Origin of the sequence: Cohnella silvisoli, from assembly GCF_021190915.1 — a bacterium.
In the GTDB taxonomy this organism is placed as follows: Bacteria; Bacillota; Bacilli; order Paenibacillales; family Paenibacillaceae; genus Cohnella; species Cohnella silvisoli.
On sequence record NZ_JAIOAP010000001.1, the window covers coordinates 603,086 to 627,607 of the forward strand.

Consider the following 24,522-nt stretch of genomic DNA (forward strand, 5'->3'; position numbering starts at 1 on the left):
TATCAGCAGCATCGCCACCTGGGCAGTTTTATGGCCTTGGCGAAGTCTCGACGCTGCAGATCAAGGTGATGAGGGCAGTTTTTTGGCCTTGGCGAAGTCTCGACGCTGCAGATCAAGGTGATGAGGGCAGTTTTTTGGCCTTGGCGAAGTCTCGACGCTGCAGATTAAGGTGATGAGGGCAGTTTTTTGGCCTTCGCACCCTATTACAGTGGCGGAAGGGTCGATGACGGCGTATAAGGATGGCACATTCCTTCCCGAAGATGGCAAAGCCGGTTTTTTGTGTCCGTTTTGTGGAATCGCAGGCAATGTGATGGATGTCACAGTTTGGATAAGCGGCAATGCTTATGATAAACCCGTAACCGAATTTAAGGAGGATGACAACATGAACAAATGGATCTATACGTTCGGCGTGGTGCTTGCGGCTGTGCTTATCGCAACCGGCTGCGGAGGCGGCAACAGTAAAGAGGAAAAATCAGCGGCTTCGCCGGTGGAGAGCCAAGCGGCGGGCGCTGCCAAAGCGATCACGATCGAGGCAAAAAACTTCGAGTTTGACCAGAAGGAAATCAAGGTGAAGAAAGGCGAAACGGTCAGCATCACATTGAAAAACAGCCAAGGCAATCATGGGATCAAAATCGAAGGCTACGATAAAGAAATTAAAAAGGATCAAACGGTTACGTTCACTGCGGATCAAACCGGCGAGTTCAAATTTGCCTGCTCGATTATTTGCGGCAAAGGTCACGCTGAAATGACCGGCAAACTGATCGTCGAATAACGGATGCGATACCGAATTCAACCGTCCGTCACCGGATTGGAAATTCCCGTGTGCGGACGTTTTTTTCACCACACTTTGTGATTAAATTCACATAAAATCAATAAAAGGAGAGCTGTCAATGAAAACGCATGCCCCGACTCCCGGTGCGTATCACGCTGCCGATGCGCGTCATTTTTTACTGGAAAATGCCGTTGTCCGCGCCAAGCAAGAGCACGATCTGCTTAAAGAAGAGCTTCAGGATCTATACGCTCAAGTGTGTACGGTCCGAAGCGACGAGGATGAAATTCGCTTGAACCGGGAAATCCGTCAACTGAACGATAGCGTCAAACATTTCATGAAGGAGTGGAGCGACCATACCAAATGGGAGGAATCCGAGCTATTCCCTTATGCCGCTTGGTACTTGGGAGCGGAGCCGGATATGTTCGCGTTGATGGAGCAGGAATATGAGCTTGCGGAGCAGTATATCCAAGCCTTCTTGCATACTTTGGACCGGGCGGTCATTCCCGTCTCGCATGAGGAAGCTCGTAAAATGGCGTCGTATTTGCTTCAGGCCTATGCTTTCCTGAAAAATCGATTCCAAGAGGAAGAGGAAATCATGCAGTCGCTGACCGACCGCTCCAACGGTTACGGCTTCTGAAAGAGGTGAGAACCGAGGATGTATAGAGATACGCTGGAAAAGTTCACCGAAAGCGCAGCGGATAAAAAAAGCAGGCTGGACGCAAGCCTGTCCCGATATTTGTTGTCCTCGGGTCTTGCCGGGGCTTATGTCGGGATGGCGGTTGTGCTCATGTTTTCGGTTTCCGCACCCTTATATTCGGTGCATTCTCCATGGACGTCATGGAGCATGGGCGCTTCTTTCGGCATCGCCCTCTTATTGGTTGTCTTCGGGGGAGCCGATCTGTTCACAGGCAACCATATGACGTATACGATAGGCACGTTCGCAGGAACGACCTCGTGGAAAGACGCAATCAAAAACTGGTTTTGGTGTTGGATCGGCAATTTCCTCGGTGCGGCGATCTTCGCCTGGATCGTGAGCCGGACGGGGTTATTTTCCGCAATCCCGCCTGAACATCAACTCATGGCCGTCGCCGCGAAAAAAATGCACCTTCCGTTCGAACAGCTGTTTTACCGAGGGGTACTGTGCAATTGGCTCGTATGCTTGGCGCTATGGTGTTCAGCTAGAGTCCGCAACGAAGCGGCTAAAATCCTGCTCATCGGTTGGTGCCTGCTCGCTTTCGTCGCTTCGGGTTTCGAGCATAGCGTGGCCAATATGACTACCCTTACGCTGGCGTTGCTTGAACCCCATCCGGATATCGTAACCTTGCAAGGACTCGTTAACAATCTGATCCCGGTCTCTCTGGGCAATATCGTCGGCGGGGCAGCTTTCGTTGGGATGGCGTATTGGTTTCTTGCGGCGGAGAAGATTAGGGTTCCTAGATAATATGTTCCTATTTTCACAAGTTATTTATTCTCATTGTGACAAACCTCACATTTTTGAATTTCATCCTCCTCCATACTGAAGGTGCAAGGAAAACAAAAACAAATTCCCAAATGGAGATGATCGTAATGATTATGAGATGGTTCAAAGAAAATGTATGGGCGGCAGTCGCGATAACTTTGATAAGAATTTACGTAGGTTGGAAATGGGTGGATGCAGGTTGGCACAAACTGACGGGCGGATTCGATGCAGGGGGCTTCTTGAAAGGGGCGGTCGGAAAACCGGTGGCGGACCATGCGACTCAGGAAGTGCTGTTCCCGAACTACACGTACTTCCTTAACCACTTCGCTCTTCCGAATGTTAAGCTGATTAACTTCCTCATTCCGGTCGGCGAATTCCTGATCGGCGTCGGGCTCATCGTCGGCGGACTGACGCTGACGGCCGCATTTTTCGGAATGATGCTGAACTTCCTGTTCCTCTTTGCCGGAACCGTAAGCACGAATCCTTGGCTGCTGCTGCTCGGCGTAATCATCTTCACGGCTGGCACCAATGCCGGACGTTTCGGGCTTGACGTTTACCTGCTCCCGATTCTCCGCAAAGCTTGGACGAAGCTGACCCAAAGAAACGGCAAAACCATAACCGGCTAAGCGGGAAACAAGATTTTGCCCCGCCGACCGGAACGAAAGGGAGGGCGAGACCCCGATGACGCAACAGAATTCTCCGCTTCTCGAATTGTATCTCACCTACGACCAATGGAAAGAGGAGCACGATACGCTGCATGGCAGGCTGCTTGAATTGTGCCGCTTAATGAAATGGAATCCGGGCAATTACGTTTACCCCGACTGGAGCACCCATCACCGCAAAGTACGGGAGTCTTTCCTCCCTTTCATGCGGGATTGGCAGCAGCATTTGGCGAAGGAGCGTAAGATGATCTATCCGATCGCCAAATCCGCCATTTGCGGGGGGCCGATGGGTCCAGTCGCCGTCCTCGAGCAGGACGGTCGGATCGTTGATCAGTTTTACGAGGCTTATTTGCAGGCGACTGAGGAAGGCGCGTCTCCCGAAGACGCGCTATGCCGCCTGCTTCAGGTGCTGATGATCATCGCCGAGCATTTTCGCGTCGAGGACGAGATCGTAGTCCCCGCGACGGAGCGGCTGATGGATGAAATCGAATATAGCGGTTCTTGAAAATAGAACGGAGGCTAACCTATGGCAACGAAGGAAAAAACGCAAGGAGCGCTCATTTCCGCCCAGGATGAAGTGAATTTGCTCGCGGAGCGGGCGAAACAGGCGTATGACGCTTATATGCGGCTAGACCAGGAGCAGGTCGACCGGATCGTTCAGCAGATGGCGCTGGCGGGGCTCGATAAGCATATGGCACTTGCCAAAATGGCGGTGGAAGAGACGGGACGAGGCGTGTACGAAGACAAAATCACGAAAAACCTGTTCGCCACCGAGTACATTTATCACAGCATCAAGAATGAGAAAACCGTCGGCGTCATCGAAGACAATCCGTACGAAAGCTACCGCAAAGTAGCGGAGCCTATCGGCGTCATCGCCGGGATCACGCCGGTGACCAACCCGACATCCACTACGATGTTCAAATCCCTAATCGCAGCCAAAACTCGCAACCCGATCATATTCGCTTTCCATCCATCCGCTCAACGCTCCAGTTCGGAATCGGCGAAGACGCTGCTTGAAGCCGCGGTCGCCGCAGGCGCCCCGGAACACTGCATCCAGTGGATCGAGCACCCTTCCGTAGAGGCGACGCAGCTGCTTATGAATCACAAAGACGTGGCGCTTGTTCTCGCAACCGGCGGGTCCGCCATGGTGAAGGCCGCTTACAGCACCGGCAAGCCGGCGCTTGGCGTTGGCCCCGGCAACGTTCCTTGCTTCATCGAACGGACTGCCGATCTCGACCAAGCGGTGACCGACCTTATCCTGTCCAAGACATTCGACAATGGCATGATCTGCGCATCCGAGCAAGCTGTCATCCTCGAGGAACCGATTTACGACGAAGCGAAAAGACGCATGATCCATCACGGCTGCTATTTTCTCAACAAAGAAGAGATAGAAGCCGTATCACGGCTTGTTATAAACCCAGAGAAATGCGCGGTCAACGCGGTTATCGTCGGCCAGCCTGCGGTCAAGATCGCCGAAATGGCGGGCATTTCCGTCCCTGTCGGCACGAAGGTGCTGGTAGCGGAGCTTGCGGGAGTAGGCGAGAAGTACCCGCTGTCCGCGGAGAAACTGAGCCCGGTACTTGCCTGCTACAAGGTAAAAACCGCTGAGCAAGGCATCGAGCGCGCGGCACAGATCGTCGCTTATGGCGGCATGGGCCACTCGTCGGTCATCCACTCGAACGACCAAGCGGTCATCGCCGCTTTCTCTGCCCGGTTGCAGACCGGACGCATCATCGTCAATTCCCCGTCGACGCACGGCGCGATCGGCGACATTTACAATACGAACCTGCCGTCGCTTACGCTCGGCTGCGGCTCGTACGGCAGCAACTCCACGACCTCTAACGTCACAGCGGTTAATCTGGTCAATGTGAAGCGGGTAGCTTACCGAACGCTGAACATGCAATGGTTCAAAGTGCCTCCGAAAATTTACTTCGAACGTGGATCGACGCAATATTTGGAGAAAATGCCGGACATCAGCCGGGTCATGATCGTTACGGATGCCGCCATGGTGAAGCTCGGCTATGCGGAGAAAGTAGAGTATTACTTGCGGAAACGGAAAACGCCGGTAGCCGTCGAAATCTTCTCCGACGTCGAGCCCGATCCTTCGGTCGACACCGTGGAACGCGGCACCCGAATGATGGCCCAGTTTAAGCCGGACTGCATAATCGCTCTCGGAGGCGGCTCTCCGATGGACGCGGCTAAAGCGATGTGGCTGTTCTACGAATATCCGGATACGAGCTTCGATGCGTTGAAACAAAAATTTCTGGACATCCGCAAACGGATTTACAAGTACCCGCGGCTCGGCCGGAAGGCGAAATTCGTCGCGATTCCCACGACTTCGGGAACCGGCTCTGAAGTGACGTCGTTCGCGGTCATCACCGATAAGAGCAAAGGCAACACGAAATATCCGCTTGCCGATTACGAGTTGACGCCAGATGTGGCAATCATCGATCCGGATTACGTCTACAGCCTGCCGAAAACAGCGGTCGCCGACACCGGCATGGACGTTCTGACGCATGCCATCGAAGCGTATGTATCCGTCATGGCCAACGACTATACGGATGGTCTCGCGCTGAAAGCGGTCCAACTCGTCTTCGAGAACCTGGAAGCTTCGTACCATAAAGCAGACCCGAAAGCGCGCGAGAAAATGCACAACGCCTCAACGATTGCCGGAATGGCTTTCGCCAACGCGTTTCTTGGCATCAACCATAGCTTGGCACACAAATGGGGCGGACAATATCACACGGCGCATGGACGCACTAATGCGATACTGATGCCCCACGTCATTCGCTACAACGGGCAAAAGCCGACGAAATTCGCATCGTTCCCGAAATACGATCACTTCGTAGCCGATAAGAGGTACGCCGACATCGCCCGTCTGCTTGGACTGCCTGCCCGTACAACGGAAGAGGGCGTTAACAGCCTGATCGAAGCGATCCGCAAGCTCAACCGTTCGCTCGAAATCCCCGAATCGTTCCAAGCGCTCGGTTTTGACGCGAACGATTTCGAATCGAAGGTCGATTACTTGGCCGATCGGGCGTTCGAGGATCAGTGCACGACCGCCAACCCGCGAATGCCGCTGGTGACGGAGCTTGCCGACGTTTACCGTCATGCCTTTTACGGAAAATTCGAATAAACGATCGATCATGAAGGAGTGAAAAAAGCATATGGGGACAACGGAAAATAATTTGCGTCTAATACACGGATCCGGCCATCTCGACGGCTGGAGAGGGTTCCGGGCGGGACGCTGGCAGAAGCATATCGACGTTAACGATTTTCTAGGCCTCAACATAACGTCTTACGAGGGGGACGAATCTTTCCTCGCCCAACCGACAATTGCGACGACGCGGCTGTGGGAATCCGTACTGGAACTAATGAAGCGCGAGCGGGAAAACGGCGGCGTGCTCGATATCGATACGCAGACGATATCCACGATCACGTCCCATAAGCCGGGGTACATCGACCGGGAGCTGGAGCGTGTGGTCGGTTTGCAGACGGATGCGCCGCTGAAGCGTTCCGTACAGCCGTTCGGCGGCATCCGCATGGTCGAAGACGCCTGCGAGGCTTACGGCTACAAGCTTCTGGAAGAGATTTCGCGGTTGTTTACCGACATTCGCAAAACGCACAATCAGGGCGTGTTCGACGCTTATACGATGGAGATGAAGCTGGCCCGCAAAGCCGGCATTATTACCGGGCTGCCGGATGCTTACGGTCGAGGACGGATCATCGGCGACTACCGGAGGGTGGCGCTGTATGGCGTAGACCGCTTAATAGAAGCGAAAAAAACTGATCTTCAGCAACTGGAAACGGACGTTATGTCCGAAAGCGTCATCCGGGCGCGGGAAGAATTGTCGGAGCAAATCCGCAGCTTAAGCGAGCTGAAAGAAATGGCTGCTTCTTACGGGTATGATATCTCCGGTCCTGCGAAAACTGCAAAGGAAGCGGTGCAATGGTTGTACTTCGCTTACTTGGCGGCGATCAAGGAGCAGAACGGAGCGGCGATGAGCCTCGGCAGAGTGTCCAGCTTTCTCGATATCTACATCGAGCGCGACATTCAGGAGGCCAGACTGACCGAGAAGCAGGCACAGGAGTTAATAGACCATCTTGTCATGAAGCTGCGCCTCGTCAAGTTTCTCCGCACGCCCGACTATAACGAGCTATTCAGCGGCGATCCGACATGGGTGACCGAATCGATCGGCGGGATGGGGAGCGACGGCACGACGAGGGTAACGCGGAACTCGTTCCGTTTTCTCCATACGCTCTATAATCTTGGTCCTGCTCCGGAACCGAACCTGACGGTGCTGTGGTCGACACGCTTACCGCAGGGATTCAAAAATTATTGCGCCAAAGTGTCCGTCGATACGAGCTCTATCCAATACGAGAATGACGACCTTATGCGTCCAATCTACGGGGACGATTACGGAATCGCCTGCTGCGTATCGGCAATGCGCATCGGCAAGCAGATGCAATTTTTCGGCGCCCGCGCCAATATGGCGAAAGCTCTTCTATATGCAATAAACGGCGGCATGGACGAAAAGCTTGGCATCCAGGTTGGACCTGCTCTCTCGCCCCTCGCCAGCGAAACCTTGGATTACGGCGAAGTCATGAAACGTTACGACGACATGCTGGAATGGTTGGCAAAGCTGTATATGAATACGCTGAACGTCATCCATTACATGCACGACAAATACAGCTACGAACGGATCGAGATGGCGCTGCACGATACGGAGATTTTGCGCACGATGGCATGCGGCATCGCGGGCCTGTCGGTCGTGGCCGATTCTCTTAGCGCGATCAAGCACGCCAAAGTACGGCCGATTCGCAACGAGAAGGGGCTGGCCGTCGACTTCGTTATCGAAGGCGAGTATCCGCAGTACGGGAACAACGACGCCCGGGTGGACGACATCGCCGTTCAACTGACGGAAACGTTCATGAACAAGCTTCGCAAGCACCAGACGTACCGTGGCTCCATGCCGACGATGTCGGTTCTGACGATAACATCCAATGTCGTTTACGGCAAGAAGACCGGAAGTACGCCGGACGGACGCAAAGCCGGGGAGCCGTTCGCCCCGGGGGCGAACCCGATGCACGGCAGAGACCGCAAAGGGGCCCTCGCCTCGCTGAACTCCGTAGCCAAACTTCCTTATGAAAGCTGTCTGGACGGGATATCGAATACGTTCTCCATCATTCCGAAGGCGCTTGGACGGGAGGCGGATACCCGGGTTCTCAACCTTGTATCGCTGCTCGACGGCTACGCGGCCAAAGGCGGGCATCACCTCAACATCAACGTCTTCAACCGAGAGCAGCTCGTAGACGCGATGGAGCATCCGGAGCTGTATCCTCAACTGACGATCCGCGTTTCGGGTTACGCGGTCAACTTCATTAAGCTGACCCGCGAGCAGCAGCTCGACGTCATCAACCGGACGTTCCACGGATCGGTGTAAGCTGCGATTTTCGCCAACCTTTAGACCGCCCTCCCGGCATCCGTACCCTGCTGCGTGTCCCGGGAGGTTTTTTTCTGCAACGGGACGATCAAGGAAGGCGGTTTAACGAACAGAACCGGACATGGAGGTATTTCCATGAAAACGTTGATTGTGTTTTGCTCCACCCATGGAGCTTGCGAAAAAGCCGCCCGCATGGTTGGCGATTTAATGACGGGAAAAGTCGATTTTGCCGATCTTGATCAAGTGGGAAACCCTGATCCCGGGCCGTATGACGCGGTGATCATCGGCGGCTCGATTCATGCCGGTTCCATCCAAAGAAAAGTGATGAAGTTCATTCAAAGCCGCGGGGACGTTCTATCGAAGAAGAAGCTTGGACTTTTTCTTTGCTGCATGTATCAGGGCGACAAAGCGATTGAACAATTCGAAAAGGCCTTTCCGCTCTCCCTGAGGGAGATATCCGCGTCGTGCGGTCTATTCGGTTGGGAGTTTTATTTTTCGAAGATGAATTTCCTGGAACGGTCAATGGTGAAAATGGTGAGCGGTACGACGCAAGATGTTTCCAATCTTGATCTCGAGGCCATCCGAAATTTTGCCGCCGGTTTTACTTCGGCGCAAGGGAGAGAATAAGCCCGTGAATCATCAAAATGCAATCAGCAATATCGTGAAATAGCCATGAGGGAAACCTTACAGCGAGCCGTTGCATGGGAACTTGTGGAAATTCGGATGCTCAACCTGCGATTCGCCTTGATTCTTCTCGTGTTCCTTGCCACCGGAATCGAGCCGATCATCGGGCGTTTCTCCGGTCTGCAAGCTTTCTACAATTGGATATATCTATTTCATATTCCGCTGTTCGCCTTCGTAACGGGTTATTTTGCCCGATTGCGCTGCTGATTTTCTCGATCGCAGCCTTCGCCGTTATGCTTGCCCAACCGCAAGTCCGTTTCCGGCTGCGGTGGTTGATTGAGCCCGATCTCGAAAAACTCGCGAAGATTTCCTCCTATGTGACGAATCTCACATTCAAAACTTTCAAGTACGATCATACTGATGATGGAAAGAGAGAAAACGAAAGGTCCGAAGGGAGATGACCGTCATGCATACGGGGAGAATCCACTCTCTCGAAACTTTCGGTACCGTCGACGGTCCGGGTATCCGCTTCGTATTGTTCATGCAGGGCTGTGCCTTGCAGTGTTTGTACTGCCACAATCCGGATTCTTGGGACACGAGTGTGGGAACGGTGAAGAGCGTCGAGGATATTTTGGACGAAATGGAACCCTACATCGAGTATTACAAAAATTCGGGAGGCGGCATTACGGTCACGGGAGGAGAGCCTACGTTGCAGGCGCCTTTTGTCGCCGAGCTCTTCCGCGGCTGCAAGGAACGATGGGGGCTTCATACCGCGCTCGATTCGTCCGGTTTTTGCGATGTCGCCCATGCCGGAGCGCTTCTGGATGTCACCGATCTGGTCCTCTTGGATCTCAAATACATGAACCGGGAGGGGCATCGGAAGCTGACGAGCCAACCGAACGACCGAATTCTTCAATTCGCCAGACACCTTTCGGACCGGGGGACGCGGATGTGGATCAGGCGAGTGCTCGTACCGGGATGGACTGACGGGGAAGACGACTTGCTCGCATTGGGACGTTTCATCGGCGAATTGGGTGGCATCGATAAAATCGAGGTGCTTCCCTATCACCGGATGGGCGTATACAAGTGGGAGCAAATAGGGAAGCGTTACGAACTGGAAAATGTGGCGGAGCCTGGTTCCAAAGAAGTCGATCGGGCCTGCAGGCTGATTCGAGAGGGCCGATTGCAAAGCACCATGTCACTTTAGGGGAACAATGAGAGGGGGGAGGACCATGGAATCCTCTTCGATAACCGGCGCCATTCTGGTCGGCGGTTCGAACGCCGGCATGGCCGGCACGCTGAAAGCGCTGCTTCCATTAGGCGGTGAGACCTTGATCGAACGGCAAATCAAGACGATGCGGGAAATTTGCAAGGAAATCATCGTAGTGACGAACACGCCGAAACCGTTTTTTGAAGTTCTCGACCCATCCGTACGGATCATCACCGATTATTTCCCTGGTTGCGGTCCGCTTGGGGGAATGCACGCCGCGTTGTATTTGGCCCGTAATCCTTCTGTATGGATAACGGCCTGCGATATGCCGTTCGTGTCGGCGGAAGCGGCAAGACGTTTGTCGGACAGCCGCACGGAGTTCTGCCACGCCGTCATTCCGCTTGTCCATAACCGGCCGTTGCCCTTGCACGGGATTTACGACAAGCGGTGTGCGGAAGCCGCGGCCGAACTGCTCTCGGCAGGAAAGAAAGAACTGGAAGCATTCCTCGGTCATATCCGGTGGTTAGGCATACCGGCGGATTCTTGGGCGGAGGAAGAGGCAGTCGGCGATTTCGCCTTTACGATCCACGGGCAAGAGGATTACGAGAGAGCCAAGAAGTTGCTTGAAAATAGAATGTCCACAGGAGGCGGTTTAAGATGATCTACCATCATATACTGGCCGCATACGACGGATCGAAACCGTCCGATAAAGCTTTGCAACAGGCGGTTATGATCGCGGGGAGCAAGCCGGGTACTCGGCTGACGGTTGCATACGTGCAATATCAGCCGGCGTTCGCGGTCGCAGGGTACGGGTTCGTCCCGCCGGAAGGCTATCAAGAGAAAATACAGGAATATGAAACCGTTATGCTGGATCAAGCCCGAAACAGGATCGCGTCGTTAGCCTATGCGAGCGTTGCGGTGTTGAGAGGCAATCCGGCGGCCGCCATTTTAGAGTATGCCCAAGGGAATAACTGCGATCTCATCGTCATGGGCAGCAGGGGACTGGGTGCCATTAAGGAATGGATGCTCGGGAGCGTCAGCCATCATGTCGTACAACAGGCGCGAGTTCCCGTTCTAATCGTGAAATGACAGGAGGTAATCATATGCCGGAATTACGTCCTCAAATCGGACAAAATACGCAAACTTCAAACGAAGCGGCGAAGGAAACGAAAGAGGAGCCAGCTCTGAAAGGCACATTCGTTTCCGTTATGCTGCTGGGCGCGTTCATAGCCGTCAGTTGGTTCGGTGTGTTCGCCCTGTTCGTCGCTCGAAACTAAAGGGGAGTGGTCTTGATGCATCTTCATCGTTTGGAAAAAATATGGCTCAGCATCGGCGTTTCTATGCTTGTGATTTTTCTGATCGTAATCGGCACGATGGCGTTCAGCATGGGAATGACGCCTCCTAGCGAGCACCATCATACGATTGACCCGACTAAGGTTACGGAAACGGCTCCATTCGACAAACCGGCCATGACGCAGATCGAAGACATGCATTACGAAGCCGTATTGGTTGCCTACGCGTTTGGGTATGATCCTCAGACACTTGAGGTTCCAGTCGGTTCAACGGTCGATTTCAAGGTAACGAGCTCCGACGTCGTGCACGGCTTCGAGATTGTGGGCACGAACGTGAACATGATGATCGAGCCTGGCGAAGTGAGCCACGTGAGCCACACGTTCGACAAGCCGGGAGAGTATTTGATTCTGTGCAACGAATATTGCGGCACAGGCCATGAATTTATGAAAACTACCATTGTCGTCAAGTAGGGGGAAATCCGGATGAAACAATCTTTTGACAGAGGCGACGGCAAATTAGTGCTGGCCCACATATTGTTCGCGTTCGGGGCGCTGCTCATCGGCGGAATCGCCGGGATGCTGCAAGGGATGGTGCGCGGCGGCATGATGACGCTGCCTGGGAACATCGGTTATTATGAACTGCTAACAGCGCATGGCGTACTGATGGCCCTCATTTTTACGACGTATTTCATTATAGGTTTCTTGTATTCGGGCGTTTCCCAGACGCTGGGCGGTAGCCTGCTCCCTGTCGCGCGCAAGTTAGGGTGGGCCGGTTATTATGTCATGTCGATCGGAACCGTCATCGGCGTCGTTGTTATTCTGCTTGGCAAGGCGAGCGTGTTGTATACGTTCTATGCGCCGATGAAGGCGTCGCCCTGGTTTTATATTGCCCTGGCGCTCGTTGTCATAGGCAGTTGGCTTAGCGGATTCGGAGTTTTCTACCAATACCGCAAATGGAGAAAGTCGAACAATGGTAAAATCTCGCCGCTATTCGCATACATGTCCGTCGTTACGATGCTGATGTGGCAAATTGCGACCATTGGCGTGGCGATTGAAGTGGTCGTTCAGCTCATTCCATGGTCCTTTGGATGGGTCGAAACGGTCAACGTCGTGTTGAGCCGCACGTTATTCTGGTATTTTGGCCATCCTCTTGTCTACTTCTGGCTGCTGCCGGCGTACATCTGCTGGTATGTCGTCATTCCGAAAATCATTGGGGGACGGATTTTCAGCGATTCGCTGGCTCGGCTTTCGTTCATCCTGTTCCTATTGTTTTCGATTCCCGTTGGGTTCCACCACCAATTGATGGAACCGGGCATTAGCGGCTTCTGGAAATTCCTCCAGGTTGTGCTGACGTTTATGGTTATTATTCCATCTCTTATGACGGCATTCTCGATGTTCGCCACGTTCGAAATGAACGGACGGGCCAAAGGAGCGACCGGACTGTTCGGCTGGGTGAAGGTGCTGCCTTGGAAAGACGTTCGGTTTTTCGCTCCTTTCATGGGCATGCTCGTATTCATTCCAGCCGGCGCAGGCGGTATCATCAATGCCAGCAACCAGATGAATGCGGTCGTCCACAACACGCTTTGGGTGACCGGCCACTTCCATCTGACAGTGGCGACCAGCGTAGCACTGACGTTTTTCGGCATCATTTATTGGCTTATTCCGGTTGTTACGGGACGGGTACTTACCCCCAAGATGAATCGGTTGGGTATCATCCAGACGCTGATCTGGTGCGTGGGTATGCTGTTCATGTCGGGATCCATGCACACGGTCGGGTTAATGGGCGATCCGCGGCGTACCGCATACACGACTTATGACGATCATCCGGATGCCGTACTGTGGATGCCGTATCATGTGGCGATGGCGATCGGCGGTATGATCTTATTCGTCGGCGTCATTCTGATCGTCTACAATGTCGTTGCTCTGATGCGCGCTCCTAAAGGGGAAACCGAGTATCCGATCGGCGAAGTATCGGAAGCGGCGGAGCAGACTCCGCGTTTTCTGGAACGCTGGAGCGTATGGATCGGCATTGCCGTCGTCCTTATCCTTTTCGCCTACACGATCCCGTTAATCGACATGCTCCGCAATACGGTTACCTCTCCGGGTTACGTAACCTGGTAACGTGGCGTTCTCGTTGTACTTATAGGAAATGAAGGTGATATCGTGAAGTTAAGCATAGTTAAGAAGACAGTAGCCGGTATCACCTGCGTATCCATCGTGACTTACGGGTGCAGTGCATTTTTTATTTTCTACTTAAAAGAAATCATTGCGCCGGGGATGTCCGATTGGTTATATGTCTCCATTGTGCTATTGCTCGGCGTTTTTTGGACAGGCTTGCTGGGATGGATAGGCGCCTCTTGGTTGATCAAGCCGCTTCTGCGGTTGACAACCGTGGCGAACGAAGCGGCGACAGGCAACTTGCAGGTGGAAATTCCGATTCATCCATCCGATGATGAGATTCGGCTGCTGAGCGTATCTTTTCAGAAAATGATCGCCAATCTGCAGCAAATGATTACAGGCATATCAGGTAATGTTTCTTTTACTTATAATCAAGCAGGCGCGTTGAGCGGAGGTATGGAACAGGCGGCCAAACAAATCGAACTCATTGCCAGCGTCACGGAAACGATCTCGAAAGGCGCTGCGGAGCAAGCCGAGTCCGCCCTCGGAACATTAACGGCCGTATCGCAAATTCAGATAGCTGCGGGTGAAATCGGAGAGAAGGCGGGCGAGTCGCTGGCTATTACTAAAGACATGCTGGCGACGATCAAGGAAAGCGAGAACATTGTCCTTTCTCTTGTGGATGGCATGATGAACCTTGCGCAATCAAACCGGGAGTCTATCGGTTTTGTCGGGGAATTAGACGAAAATGCCAAGGAAATTAGAACAATATCGCGGGTTGTAGGGGGAATCGCCGATCAAACGCATCTTCTAGCCTTGAATGCATCCATTGAGGCGGCTAGAGCCGGAGAATACGGCCAAGGATTTGCTGTCGTAGCGGGGGAGATTCGTAAGCTGGCGGAAGAAAGCTCAAGCGCCGTGAAGGTTATCGATCAGCTAATTACCCTGATGGAATCGGGCGTAGCGGGTGTCGTAAATAAAACAAACGCGCAGGAACAGCTTGCAAGCCGTGAATCCCGCAAAGGCGAAGCCGCTAAAGCGGCGTTGGATCGAATCAATCTCGCCGTACAGGAAACTGCGCAAGCGGTTGAAAATATTTCTACGAGCATTACGGGTCAGATGCAGCAAGTGGAGAGCGCTTTGGTTAAGACGCATGAAGTTGGGGGTATTGCCAATCAGATTGCGAATGACATCAAGCAGGCTTCTTCTTCCGTTCAAGAACAGATGGCCGTCATGGAGGAGCTTTCATCATCTTCGGAAATGCTGAAAAGCCAAGCGGATGTTCTGAAATCCAAAATAAACGTTTTCCGATTTTAAGCCGCTGTTCATTCTTTACCTCGTGAAACCCTTCTGGGTTTAGCGAGGTTTTTTATTGCGTTTCCGCTTTACCGGCTCTCCATATATGATTAAGCTTTTTTATTGTGAATGGAGAAAAGAAAGTTATAATTTTGATATAACGTGGTAATTTGAAATACGTAGATGGGATGAATTACTAATATAGGAACTCATGGGAGTGAAACCAAATGAAAAATAAGTCTCACACAATAGATAGTCCATTATTTGCAGACCGGCTAGCTATCCTCAGAGCAGCAGACGATCTTATTGGACAGGGCGGAAGGAACCTTTTGGCGAAAATACTGAAGGGATCCAAAGACAAGAAGCTATTGTCTCATGGGCTTGAGACGAATCCCTCCTATGGCTATTTTCGTGAGCTTACTCTAGAAGAAATCACACGAAAGATCGATTGGATGATTGAGCATGACTTTCTGGAAATAGAGATGAGCGGTAAACTGCCTATGCTTATTTTCACGGAACGAGGCTGGACGATCGAACGTGCTCAAAGAGCGGAAGAGTTCATGCGGGAATGGGATCTGTGGATCAGCCAGAAGAAGACCGATCTCGACCTCGATATGAGCTATCTTAAAGATCGGAACCGAGGCTTGATTCTGCTCTTTCTGGATCGAGTGAAACACTCGGCCAACCCCAAGTACATTCCCTTTCTCCGGCAATGGCATAAGATCGATTACAAAAAGGTGCAGGCGGCCATTTTGGAAACTATCCAGCATATCGAACGGGGTGAGTCCGCCGGAGCAATCGAGAATCAGAGTCATGAAGAGGAAATTCTGAGATTGCTGGAGGGTCCGTCCCTTGAAGCGGAACGCCTGAAATGCTGGGAGTGCGGAGAACGGTTTATATTCGAGGTGGACGAGCAGAAGTTTTTTAAAATGAAGGGCTTTCAGCCTCCTAAAAGATGTCCTGCCTGCCGGGAACGCAATGCGCTCAGAAGAATGGGAATTGATATGGATCTGTAAATGATATAATAGCGAAAAAAGGATATGCGGAGGTGATCATGCTCATGAGCGAATCCAAAAAATCGAAGTCTGATCAGGTTATTAAAGAATCACAAGGAGTATACGACCGGCCCGAGAGGTTCGAGATAATTGGCGGAATTCGTTATGATTTCTTGACTTCTCCGACAGTCACACATCAGGAAATCTTGGGCAATTTTCATATAGCTTTTCGAAGCGCCTGCAGTCAGGAGGGCAAGTCGTATCTGGCTCCGCTGGACGTCCATTTCGACGAAGAAAACATCGTGCAGCCTGATGTTATCTACATTAATCGTGATAATTTGGGGATCATCCGCGATGGTTTTGTGTTCGGCGTACCGGATCTTGTTGTCGAGATTTTATCCAAAAGCACGGGGCGCCGCGACAAAACGATCAAGAAGGCGTTGTACGAGAGATTTGGCGTGAAGGAATACTGGCTGACCGACCCTGTTTATCGCATCGTCGAGCAATTTGTACTGACGGACGGTGCATACATTCTGGCGGCAACACTGACCGAGCAGGATCAGCTTGCCTCTCTGACCGTACCTTGTCTGAAGATTGATTTGGGCAATATTTTTCCGGAGACGGACGAAGACGAAGACTAACAATAAGAATACTGCAATAGTCCAGCCGTTCACCGGAAACGGCTTCTTTGCATTTGACTCGGTGTCCCAAAGCAGACTGAATTAGTAAGGCTGAATTATGTTACGATATGAAATAGAAGTTAGGATGTTAGGACATTAGGTACGAAAGCGGGGAGTCATGTGTACCGAACAATCGCGGCACTGTTTATGATCGTTCTGCTGGCCACCTCATGCCAAGCCAGCTCGGCTATGAAATATGAATTGATCTACTCCATGGATAAGGCTGGACCTACGGGGCAACAACCGGCCAAGTCAAGCAGGCCCGAGAAGAAAATCAAGATCGGACTCGTTCCGAAAGGCATTGGGATCGACTATTTCAATTATGCTGCGCAAGGGGCAATGGAGGCGGGCAAGAGCCTCGGAATCGATATTATCTTTAGCGGTCCGCCTACTGCCGATGCCGATCTGCAGATCGAAACCGTGGAAGGGCTAATCGAACAGAAGGTCGATCTTATTGCCATATCCGCCAACGATCCCGTCAAGCTGGTACCCGTGCTGCAGAAGGCTAGGGAGCGGGGGATCAAGGTCATCACTTGGGATGCGGACACGGAGCCTCAGGGCAGGCAGTTTTTCGTGAACATGGTCGAACCGGAGGTGCTTGGCAGGCACCTGCTCGACACCTTGGCGCTATCGATGGGAGAGAAGGGCAACTATGCGATCATGACCGGTTCGTTCGCCGCGGCGAACCTGAACGAATGGCTGAAATGGATCCGCATTCAGCAGAAGGAATATTATCCGGACTTGAAACTCGTAGCCACGGTGGCTACGGACGATGATCATGGCAAGGCATACGACGTTGCCAAGAAGTTACTGGCCGATTATCCGAACCTGAACGGCATTCTCGGCAATTCCTCCGTAGGACCTCCAGGTGCGGCCAAAGCGGTGAAAGAAGCGGGCAAATCGGGAAAGGTGAAGGTCGTTGGGCTGTCGAACCCGAACCTGATGCGGTCCTATTTGCATGAAGGCTCCGCACAGGTCGCTACGCTATGGAGTCCCAAGAAGCTCGGTTTCTTAACGATTATGCTCGCTTATCATTATTTGAACGGGGAAATGCCGGTCGACGGTCAAGAGATCGACGGCGTCGGAAACATTCGGGTGAATGGGGATATGGTCATTATGGGAGAACCGCTCGATTTCACGACTGATAACGTGGATCAATATGATTTTTAGAAGATGGCGAGGCCTGAAATTCAGGAACTATCCCCTTGTGTACAAACTTATCGTCACCTATATTCTGTTGACGGTGCTCCCGATGCTATTGCTTGTTTATATCTCCTATACCCAGTATGCGCGATCGGTTGAACAACAAATCGGCGAATACATGCCTAAGTTTCTGTACCAAGCGAACGCGGATATCGAGAAGCGAATTCAGGAGCTAACTACGCTTCCGGAAATATTGTTCAACTCGGAAAATATTCTGGGCATCCTTAGACGGACGTCTTACGCAAAGCGATCCGATCTCAACAAGGACCAATACACTCTGAACAGCTATCTGGCCCGCACCTACATTAACGGGAGAAACGACGACGTGCTCGGGGTGTTTGTCGTCTCGGGCAATAGGGTATTTTACAACTCCAAGGCGGGTTTTAAAGAGTCGAACTGGACGAAAACGATTGGTAGCTATGCCACTCTTGACCCTCAGCCGAGCGGCAAGGCAACAATACTTCTTCCAGAGGAAATGAGCCTTCATTTCGAAAGCGACATTCCTTACGTGTTCATTCAGAAGCCTATTAATGACGACGATAACCGCAAAAATCTGGGAACGATGCTAATCGCGGTCGACCTGTCGTTCATCGACAATATCGTGCGCAATTTCGAAACGAACAAGAGAGCCGATTTATGGGTGATGAATCCGTCCGGTAAAATCATTTACCATACGAACCACGAGCTCATCGGTACGGTAGACGAAGAGAAAACTCGTTATCCGGTTCTTAACGGCAGCTTCCGCACGAGCGTCTCGGGAGAGGAGGCTAAGCTCGTCAGCGTTAACCAAACCTCTAAGTTGGGATGGGTGCTTGTTCACAGCATTCCCCTGCACGACCTGACGCAGAGAACCGATCTGATTCGGAATGTGACGGTTTTCGTGTTCATCGCGATTGTTATAGCGGCTTCCATGATCGCGGTACTGATCTCCTATAATATGACCCGCCCGTTGAAGAAACTAAGCGGATTGATGAAGACGGTCGAGAGGGGGGATTTACAGGTCGACCTTAAAGTCCAAAGCGGGGATGAAGTAGGCACCTTGGCGCGCAGCTTCAATTCGATGATCGCCACGATCCGTGAATTGATTAACAAAAATTACCAAATTGAAATTCGGCAGAAGGAAGCGGAACTTTACGCATTGCAGTCGCAGATCAATCCGCATTTTATGTACAATACGCTTGAGACGATCGGAATGGCCGTGGAGGAGGGGGAAACCGAGCAAGCCGTCGATATGGTAACGCTGCTTGGCCGTATGCTCCGGTTTTCCGTTTCCAATCAGTCCAAGTCCGTGACGATCGCGGAAGAAGTACAACACGTGAAAGATTATTTGACGATTCAGAAGTTCCGGTTCGAGGAGCGGGTCCATTTCGAGATAGTGCAGGTGATAGGGGACTATGATCTTCATGCCTTCTTTACGCCTAAATTTATTCTTCAGCCGATCGTCGAGAATGCGATTAAATACGGCTTAGAAAGCCGCAAGGCCCTTGAGATCCATATTGCGGTCAGCGAAGAGTTCGGCGCGAAGTCCGGCAAGCGCGATATTGTCATCCGAATACGCGACAACGGCCCGGGCATACCCGGCGACCGCTTGAACGATTTGGAGCAATCGTTGAAGAAAATCAGCTTCGAAGGTCGAAGCTCGCACTTCGGTTTGATTAACGTGAATGCCCGCATCGTCATGATGCATGGAACGGATTACGGCCTGCAGTTGCATAGCATAGTCGGCAAGGGCACCGAGGTTATTATCCGGATACCGAAAATACGTGGGGAGGAGGTCTCGCATGCAGACGATAAAGACGCTGATCGTGGATGACGAAGCCCGAATCCGCCGCGGCATCGAACGGTTGGTCAACTCCTGCGGGGAGGAATGGGAAGTCGTCGCGACGGCAAGCGACGGCAAGGAGGCGCTCGATTGTTTTCACGCCGCGCAAGGGAATATCGACCTTCTGATCACGGATGTGAAGATGCCCGAAATGGACGGCCTTACGTTGATCAAGGAAGCGAAGAAGCGTTATTCGTTCTATCCCCTGCTCATTAGCGGATACGATGATTTCGCCTATTTGCAGACGGCGTTGCGTGAAGGGGCAGTAGACTATCTCCTGAAGCCGGTAGATCGCGAGCAATTTCGAACGAGGATGTCGGAGATAAGGACGATCATCTCTAACGGCCGCTATCAGAACCATAAGCGCGGGGAGATGGAACGGGAAGCGGAGAAGTTGGTTCGAACCCGGGAAGTCCAAACGCTAAGCTATATTACTTCGATGGACATCGATATGACCGCCTTAGGATACTGGGTGGACGAATTTCCGAAAGGAACGTATTCACTCTTCTATATTCGTATGGATACGCTTCCAGTGAAGACCCGAAGCTTCAAGTCGAATGACTGGAAAGCTTACTTCTATGCGCTTGAGAACATCATGGCCGAGCTGTTGGACAACCATTTCGCCCGATCGGATCGGCGGGGGTGGAACTGGAGAGGAGGGGATTCGGATTTCTGGATGCTGTTGTTCAGTCCGGAAACCGAGTTTGAGTGGGAGACTGCCGCTTACGACTTATCAGTTCAAATCCGTTCCGCCATTCAGAAGTATACGCCGTTCACGGTGTCCGTCGCTTATGGGGACATTATCGAGGATTTGTACCTGTTGCCGGATGCGAAGCGCCAAGCGGTCGCTCTCATGAATTACCGGTTCCTCTACGGCGGCAATCAGGTGTTTCGGCCTTCGCAAGAGAAGGGAAGCCTTCCGAGCCCAAGCGACAAGGATTTATCGGTGGTCGTCCAGAAGCTGAAGCGGAGCGTAGAGCAGGGAAATCCGGAAGAAGCCGCGGAGTGCTCCAAGCAGTTCTTCGACCTGTTGGACCGGTTGGATTCACCATCGACCTTGCAAACGGCGGTACAGAATGCGATGATCCTGATTCATTCGGCAGGATTGGAGAACCGTCGCGGCATCGCGAACCCAGTGTCGATCGAAGACGAGCTCCATCAGGCAGGTAGGGCGACCAATCTGCACGAGTTAAAGCAATGCGTGAAGATGATGGTGGACCGCGTAATCGGAGATATCCGCCAATCGCGCGAGAGCGCTAATATGAAGCCGGTTGAACAAGCGAAGCTGTGGATCAAAGACAATTTTGATCAGGACATCACTATCAAGAAAATCGCCGATCAGGTGTTTATGAACCCGACTTACTTCAGTGAAGTATTTAAAATACAAACAGGGGAGACGGTTCTCGATTATTTGACGCGGCAAAGGATGGAGCGGGCGAAGGAACTGCTCGGCGACCAACGCCTTAAGCTGCAGGACGTCTGCGGGCGGATCGGGTATCAGGACGTCAAGTATTTCAGCCGTTTGTTTAAGCAATGGACGGGGCAGACCCCTTCGAAATACCGGGAGCTGACGATCGCTTATGAAGGAAACGAAACGCATGGAGACGAACAATGAATTCGCTTGGACATTTTCCTTTGCAGTTCGGCGATGGACATAAAAAAGAGCCTCCGTTGTTAGGCTAAAATTGGCATAATATAGTTAACAGCATAAGGCTTGCAAGGGCGGTCGGCTAATCTCCCGGAAGGGAGGTGATGCCATGGAAGTTAAGGATGCTTTGGCGCTAATCATTTCATTTGCGACATTAATCGTACTTATTCTTTCATTCCATAAAAGGAAATAGACCGCCCCTCGCGAAGGAATCGGTCTATTTCTGATCGTTATTCCGAAAGCCGACCGCCTTTGAAGCGGATGTTGTTCGGGGAGTCGTGTTGTAGCACGGCTCCTTTGTTATCTTAATCATAAATCAGTCGCTTTAGACTGTCAATTAATGTTCGGTATACTTAGAGGGCAATCGCATTAGAATACATGTCCTAGGACGGGATATATAGATATTGAATGCATGAAGCCGAAACGGTCAAAAAGGCCGTTACGGCAGAAAATATTCACTGAATGGCTTCTGTAACGGTCCTTTTGACCGTTACGTGCAACTGAATAATGCCAGAATTTAATCAGGTGCGGAGCAAGTCTAATGCGTTTGCCCTGAGTATACTTAGCCTTCATCTTAGCGATGAAGGCTTTTTGCCGATGATCCGAGCTTTATCCCCCTTACCCGAATAATGTCACCTACTTGCGCGAGGCGTTTGCCTGTATCTTTAGGTCAAGAGAGGCAGACACCTAGAGACAAGGAGGGGATCGGTCATGGCGGAGTCGGAATACGTGTTGGAGCTTAAAGGGATAACGAAAATATTTCCGGGTGTTAAAGCGTTGGACGACGTCTATTTCAAGCTGAAACGCGGGGAGATCCATGCCTTGATGGGCGAAAACGGGGCGGGAAAATCGACCTTCATCAAGGTGATTACCGGCGTCCATTCGCCCGAGGAAGGCGAGATGTTCCTGAACGGCCGGAAGGTGAGCTTTAACCACCCGACGGATGCGCAGAAAGCGGGAATCGCAGCGATCTATCAGCATGTTACTTGTTATCCGGACTTAAGCGTAACGGAAAATATATTTATGGGACACGAGAAAATCAAGCGCGGCAGTAACAGGATCCTGTGGAACGAGATGCACGAGGAAGCGGGACGTCTTCTACGCGAGCTTGGCGCGGGATTTAGTCCAAAAACGCTGATGGGTGCACTGAGCATAGCCGAGCAGCAGATCGTGGAAATCGCCAAGGCGCTGTCCGTGGACGCCAAAATCATCATCATGGACGAACCTACGGCGGCGCTGACGAAAAACGAAAGCGAGGATTTGTACCGGATCGCGGAGCGGCTGCGGGATAACGGAACCTCGATTATTTTCATCTCGCACCGATTCGAGGATATGTACCGGTTGGCCAGCATGGTTACCGTTTTCCGGGATGCCAAATATATCGGGACCTGGAACGTGAACGAAATCTCAAATTCCGATCTAATCATAGCGATGGTCGGCAGGGAAATCTCACAGCTGTTCCCCAAGAAGGAAGCGGAAATCGGCGAAGAGTTGCTGCGCGTGGAAGGGCTAGGGAAAACCGGCTATTTCGCGGACGTCAGCTTCACGCTTCGCAGAGGCGAGATTTTTGGGCTGACCGGGCTTGTCGGCGCGGGCAGGACGGAAGTATGCCAAACCTTGTTCGGAGTCGAGAAGTTTGACAAAGGCAAAGTGTTCTTCAAGGGGAAGGAGCTTAAAGTTCGAAGCCCCCGCGAAGCAATGCGGCTAGGCATCGGCTACCTTCCGGAGGATCGCCAGAAGCAGGGTTTGGTGCTCCAATGGGGCATTGGCCGAAACATTACTTTGCCGACGTTGGAAAAATTCTCGAGCAAGGGTGCGTTAAACAGTCGCAAGGAGCTCGACATCGCCAAACGGCTGGCGGAGAAGGTCAGCGTCAAAGCGAAAAGCGTGTTCGACTTGGTTAGTTCCTTATCGGGGGGCAACCAGCAGAAGGTCGTGTTCGCCAAGCTGCTGACCGCGGAACTGGACGTGCTCATTCTCGATGAGCCGACCAAGGGCGTAGACGTCGGCGCAAAATCGGCGATCTACGAGATGATCAGCGATCTGGCCTGTGCGGGGTACGGAATCATCCTCGTCTCCTCCGAAATGCCGGAAATCATCGGGATGTGCGACCGTGTGGCAGTCATGCGGGAAGGCCGGATAACGGCGGTGTTGAGTCAAAAAGGACTTTCGCAGGAGGCGATCCTCAAGGCATCGATGGATAACGGGGCGCCGAATACAGATGGGAAAAGGTGGGTTGAAGCATGAAACAGACAGCAACGGAGCCCACGGGTTTGCAATCGGTTATGCAGGCTGGCAGCGAGAGCAAGAAACTCTCGATGAGCGCCTTTATAGCTAAATTCAGGGAATTGGGCCTGCTAGCCTTTATTCTCTTGCTGGCGGTTGGCGTTCAGCTTCGCAACCCAAGCTTCCTAACATGGGAGAATGTCAGCGATATCGCAACAAATACCGCGATCTTGAGCATATTGGCGGTCGGCATGATGCTAGTTATCATCACGAGAGGCATCGACCTATCGATCGGTGCCACCTTGGCCCTATCGGGCATGATCGCGGCGTTGACGGTAAGCCATTACCCGGATCTTCATCCGCTTCTGGCAATCGCTGCGGGCGTTGGCATCGGACTGCTGTGCGGAATGGTGCTCGGCTTTCTCGTGGCCTGGATCAATATCCTGCCGATCATTGCCACGCTAGGAATGATGAACGTCTTCCGCGGGCTGACCTTCGAGGCCAGCGGCGGGAAATGGGTCAGCGCGCATCAGATGCCGGCGAGTTTCAAAGCGATTGCGACGGGTTCTCTATTCGGAATCAACAATCTGATCTTGATCGCTATCGTTATTTATTTGATCGCTTATTACTTCGTTAGCCATACCCGTACTGGAAGACGAATCTACGCGGTCGGAAGCAACCCGGATTCGGCGGCGATCAGCGGAATCCGCACCGGCAGAGTGCTATGGCTCGTGTACACAATCATGGGCGGGCTGTCCGGACTCGCAGGCGTGCTGTGGGTGTCCAAGTTCGCATCGGCCCAAGGCGACACGGCTTCCGGCTACGAGCTTAGCGTCATCGCGGCCTGCGTGCTCGGCGGCGTCAGCATCGCGGGCGGCGTCGGAAAAATCTCCGGCATCGTGCTCGGTTCGATTTTGCTAGGCATCCTGAACAACGCGCTCCCGATGATCGACGTGTCGCCTTTCTGGCAAATGTTCATTCAGGGAACGATCATCCTCATCGCTGTTCTGGTCAATGCTCTTGTTAAGCGGGGAATCGACCGCAATCATCTTATGAGGAGGAAAATATAAG

24 protein-coding genes are annotated in these 24,522 nt (G+C 52.3%); all 24 read left to right on the top strand.

Features of this window, described 5'->3' with window-relative positions; all coding sequences use genetic code 11:
* Nucleotides 1-223 precede the first annotated feature (223 nt).
* The 24 genes from K7P76_RS02520 (at nucleotide 224) to K7P76_RS02630 (ending at nucleotide 24,521) form a co-directional block, all read left to right on the top strand.
* On the top strand, nucleotides 224-772 hold the full coding sequence (locus K7P76_RS02520) for a cupredoxin domain-containing protein (RefSeq protein WP_232182807.1): 549 nt from the start codon (nucleotides 224-226) through the stop codon (nucleotides 770-772).
* 118 nt (nucleotides 773-890) lie between these two features.
* The gene (locus K7P76_RS02525) at nucleotides 891-1,409 is read left to right on the top strand and encodes a hemerythrin domain-containing protein (RefSeq protein WP_232182808.1); all 519 of its coding nucleotides are present in this window, start codon (nucleotides 891-893) and stop codon (nucleotides 1,407-1,409) included.
* A gap of 18 nt (nucleotides 1,410-1,427) precedes the next feature.
* Entirely contained in the window at nucleotides 1,428-2,213 is a 786-nt protein-coding gene (locus K7P76_RS02530) for a formate/nitrite transporter family protein (protein ID WP_232182810.1), read from the top strand.
* Nucleotides 2,214-2,338: 125 nt separating this feature from the next.
* Nucleotides 2,339-2,857, top strand: coding sequence for a DoxX family membrane protein (locus K7P76_RS02535; RefSeq protein WP_232182812.1), 519 nt, complete (start codon nucleotides 2,339-2,341; stop codon nucleotides 2,855-2,857).
* Between the two features lie 55 nt (nucleotides 2,858-2,912).
* On the top strand, nucleotides 2,913-3,398 hold the full coding sequence (locus K7P76_RS02540; RefSeq protein ID WP_232182814.1) for a hemerythrin domain-containing protein: 486 nt from the start codon (nucleotides 2,913-2,915) through the stop codon (nucleotides 3,396-3,398).
* Nucleotides 3,399-3,419: 21 nt separating this feature from the next.
* Nucleotides 3,420-6,029 carry a bifunctional acetaldehyde-CoA/alcohol dehydrogenase gene (adhE, locus tag K7P76_RS02545; RefSeq protein WP_232182816.1) on the top strand — a complete coding sequence of 870 codons (2,610 nt, stop codon included), beginning with the start codon at nucleotides 3,420-3,422 and terminating at the stop codon, nucleotides 6,027-6,029.
* Between the two features lie 31 nt (nucleotides 6,030-6,060).
* Nucleotides 6,061-8,337 (top strand): formate C-acetyltransferase, encoded by a 2,277-nt coding sequence (gene pflB / locus K7P76_RS02550; RefSeq protein ID WP_232182818.1) that lies wholly within the window; start codon nucleotides 6,061-6,063, stop codon nucleotides 8,335-8,337.
* 135 nt (nucleotides 8,338-8,472) lie between these two features.
* Entirely contained in the window at nucleotides 8,473-8,964 is a 492-nt protein-coding gene (locus K7P76_RS02555) for a flavodoxin domain-containing protein (RefSeq protein WP_232182820.1), read from the top strand.
* A gap of 45 nt (nucleotides 8,965-9,009) precedes the next feature.
* Nucleotides 9,010-9,228 (top strand): hypothetical protein, encoded by a 219-nt coding sequence (locus K7P76_RS02560; protein ID WP_232182822.1) that lies wholly within the window; start codon nucleotides 9,010-9,012, stop codon nucleotides 9,226-9,228.
* A gap of 199 nt (nucleotides 9,229-9,427) precedes the next feature.
* A complete protein-coding gene (gene pflA / locus K7P76_RS02565; RefSeq protein WP_232182824.1) occupies nucleotides 9,428-10,168 on the top strand; it encodes a pyruvate formate-lyase-activating protein in 741 nt (246 codons plus the stop codon).
* Between the two features lie 25 nt (nucleotides 10,169-10,193).
* On the top strand, nucleotides 10,194-10,832 hold the full coding sequence (gene mobA, locus K7P76_RS02570) for a molybdenum cofactor guanylyltransferase (protein WP_232182826.1): 639 nt from the start codon (nucleotides 10,194-10,196) through the stop codon (nucleotides 10,830-10,832).
* Entirely contained in the window at nucleotides 10,829-11,260 is a 432-nt protein-coding gene (locus tag K7P76_RS02575; protein WP_232182828.1) for a universal stress protein, read from the top strand. Before mobA ends, K7P76_RS02575 begins: the two co-directional genes overlap by 4 nt.
* A 14-nt stretch (nucleotides 11,261-11,274) precedes the next feature.
* Nucleotides 11,275-11,448 carry a cytochrome c oxidase subunit 2A gene (locus tag K7P76_RS02580; protein ID WP_232182830.1) on the top strand — a complete coding sequence of 58 codons (174 nt, stop codon included), beginning with the start codon at nucleotides 11,275-11,277 and terminating at the stop codon, nucleotides 11,446-11,448.
* A gap of 15 nt (nucleotides 11,449-11,463) precedes the next feature.
* A complete protein-coding gene (locus K7P76_RS02585; RefSeq protein ID WP_232182831.1) occupies nucleotides 11,464-11,934 on the top strand; it encodes a cytochrome c oxidase subunit II in 471 nt (156 codons plus the stop codon).
* A 12-nt stretch (nucleotides 11,935-11,946) separates the two neighbouring features.
* Complete coding sequence (locus K7P76_RS02590; RefSeq protein ID WP_232182833.1) at nucleotides 11,947-13,584, top strand: b(o/a)3-type cytochrome-c oxidase subunit 1; 1,638 nt, start codon at nucleotides 11,947-11,949, stop codon at nucleotides 13,582-13,584.
* A gap of 42 nt (nucleotides 13,585-13,626) precedes the next feature.
* Nucleotides 13,627-14,898: a methyl-accepting chemotaxis protein gene (locus K7P76_RS02595; RefSeq protein ID WP_232182836.1), complete on the top strand. Its 1,272-nt coding sequence runs from the start codon at nucleotides 13,627-13,629 to the stop codon at nucleotides 14,896-14,898.
* A 206-nt stretch (nucleotides 14,899-15,104) separates the two neighbouring features.
* Nucleotides 15,105-15,893 (top strand): RQC-minor-1 family DNA-binding protein, encoded by a 789-nt coding sequence (locus tag K7P76_RS02600; RefSeq protein ID WP_232182847.1) that lies wholly within the window; start codon nucleotides 15,105-15,107, stop codon nucleotides 15,891-15,893.
* Between the two features lie 44 nt (nucleotides 15,894-15,937).
* Nucleotides 15,938-16,513 carry a Uma2 family endonuclease gene (locus K7P76_RS02605; protein WP_232182849.1) on the top strand — a complete coding sequence of 192 codons (576 nt, stop codon included), beginning with the start codon at nucleotides 15,938-15,940 and terminating at the stop codon, nucleotides 16,511-16,513.
* A 159-nt stretch (nucleotides 16,514-16,672) separates the two neighbouring features.
* Complete coding sequence (locus K7P76_RS02610) at nucleotides 16,673-17,722, top strand: autoinducer 2 ABC transporter substrate-binding protein (RefSeq protein WP_232182859.1); 1,050 nt, start codon at nucleotides 16,673-16,675, stop codon at nucleotides 17,720-17,722.
* A gap of 37 nt (nucleotides 17,723-17,759) precedes the next feature.
* Nucleotides 17,760-19,568 carry a sensor histidine kinase gene (locus K7P76_RS02615; RefSeq protein WP_232182868.1) on the top strand — a complete coding sequence of 603 codons (1,809 nt, stop codon included), beginning with the start codon at nucleotides 17,760-17,762 and terminating at the stop codon, nucleotides 19,566-19,568.
* Nucleotides 19,537-21,192 carry a response regulator transcription factor gene (locus K7P76_RS02620; protein WP_232182874.1) on the top strand — a complete coding sequence of 552 codons (1,656 nt, stop codon included), beginning with the start codon at nucleotides 19,537-19,539 and terminating at the stop codon, nucleotides 21,190-21,192. Before K7P76_RS02615 ends, K7P76_RS02620 begins: the two co-directional genes overlap by 32 nt.
* A 142-nt stretch (nucleotides 21,193-21,334) precedes the next feature.
* Nucleotides 21,335-21,418, top strand: coding sequence for a putative holin-like toxin (locus tag K7P76_RS33605; protein ID WP_373692330.1), 84 nt, complete (start codon nucleotides 21,335-21,337; stop codon nucleotides 21,416-21,418).
* Nucleotides 21,419-21,936: 518 nt separating this feature from the next.
* A complete protein-coding gene (locus tag K7P76_RS02625; protein ID WP_232182876.1) occupies nucleotides 21,937-23,472 on the top strand; it encodes a sugar ABC transporter ATP-binding protein in 1,536 nt (511 codons plus the stop codon).
* On the top strand, nucleotides 23,469-24,521 hold the full coding sequence (locus tag K7P76_RS02630) for an ABC transporter permease (protein ID WP_232182878.1): 1,053 nt from the start codon (nucleotides 23,469-23,471) through the stop codon (nucleotides 24,519-24,521). The genes K7P76_RS02625 and K7P76_RS02630 overlap by 4 nt, the downstream gene beginning before the upstream one ends.
* Nucleotide 24,522 lies beyond the last annotated feature (1 nt).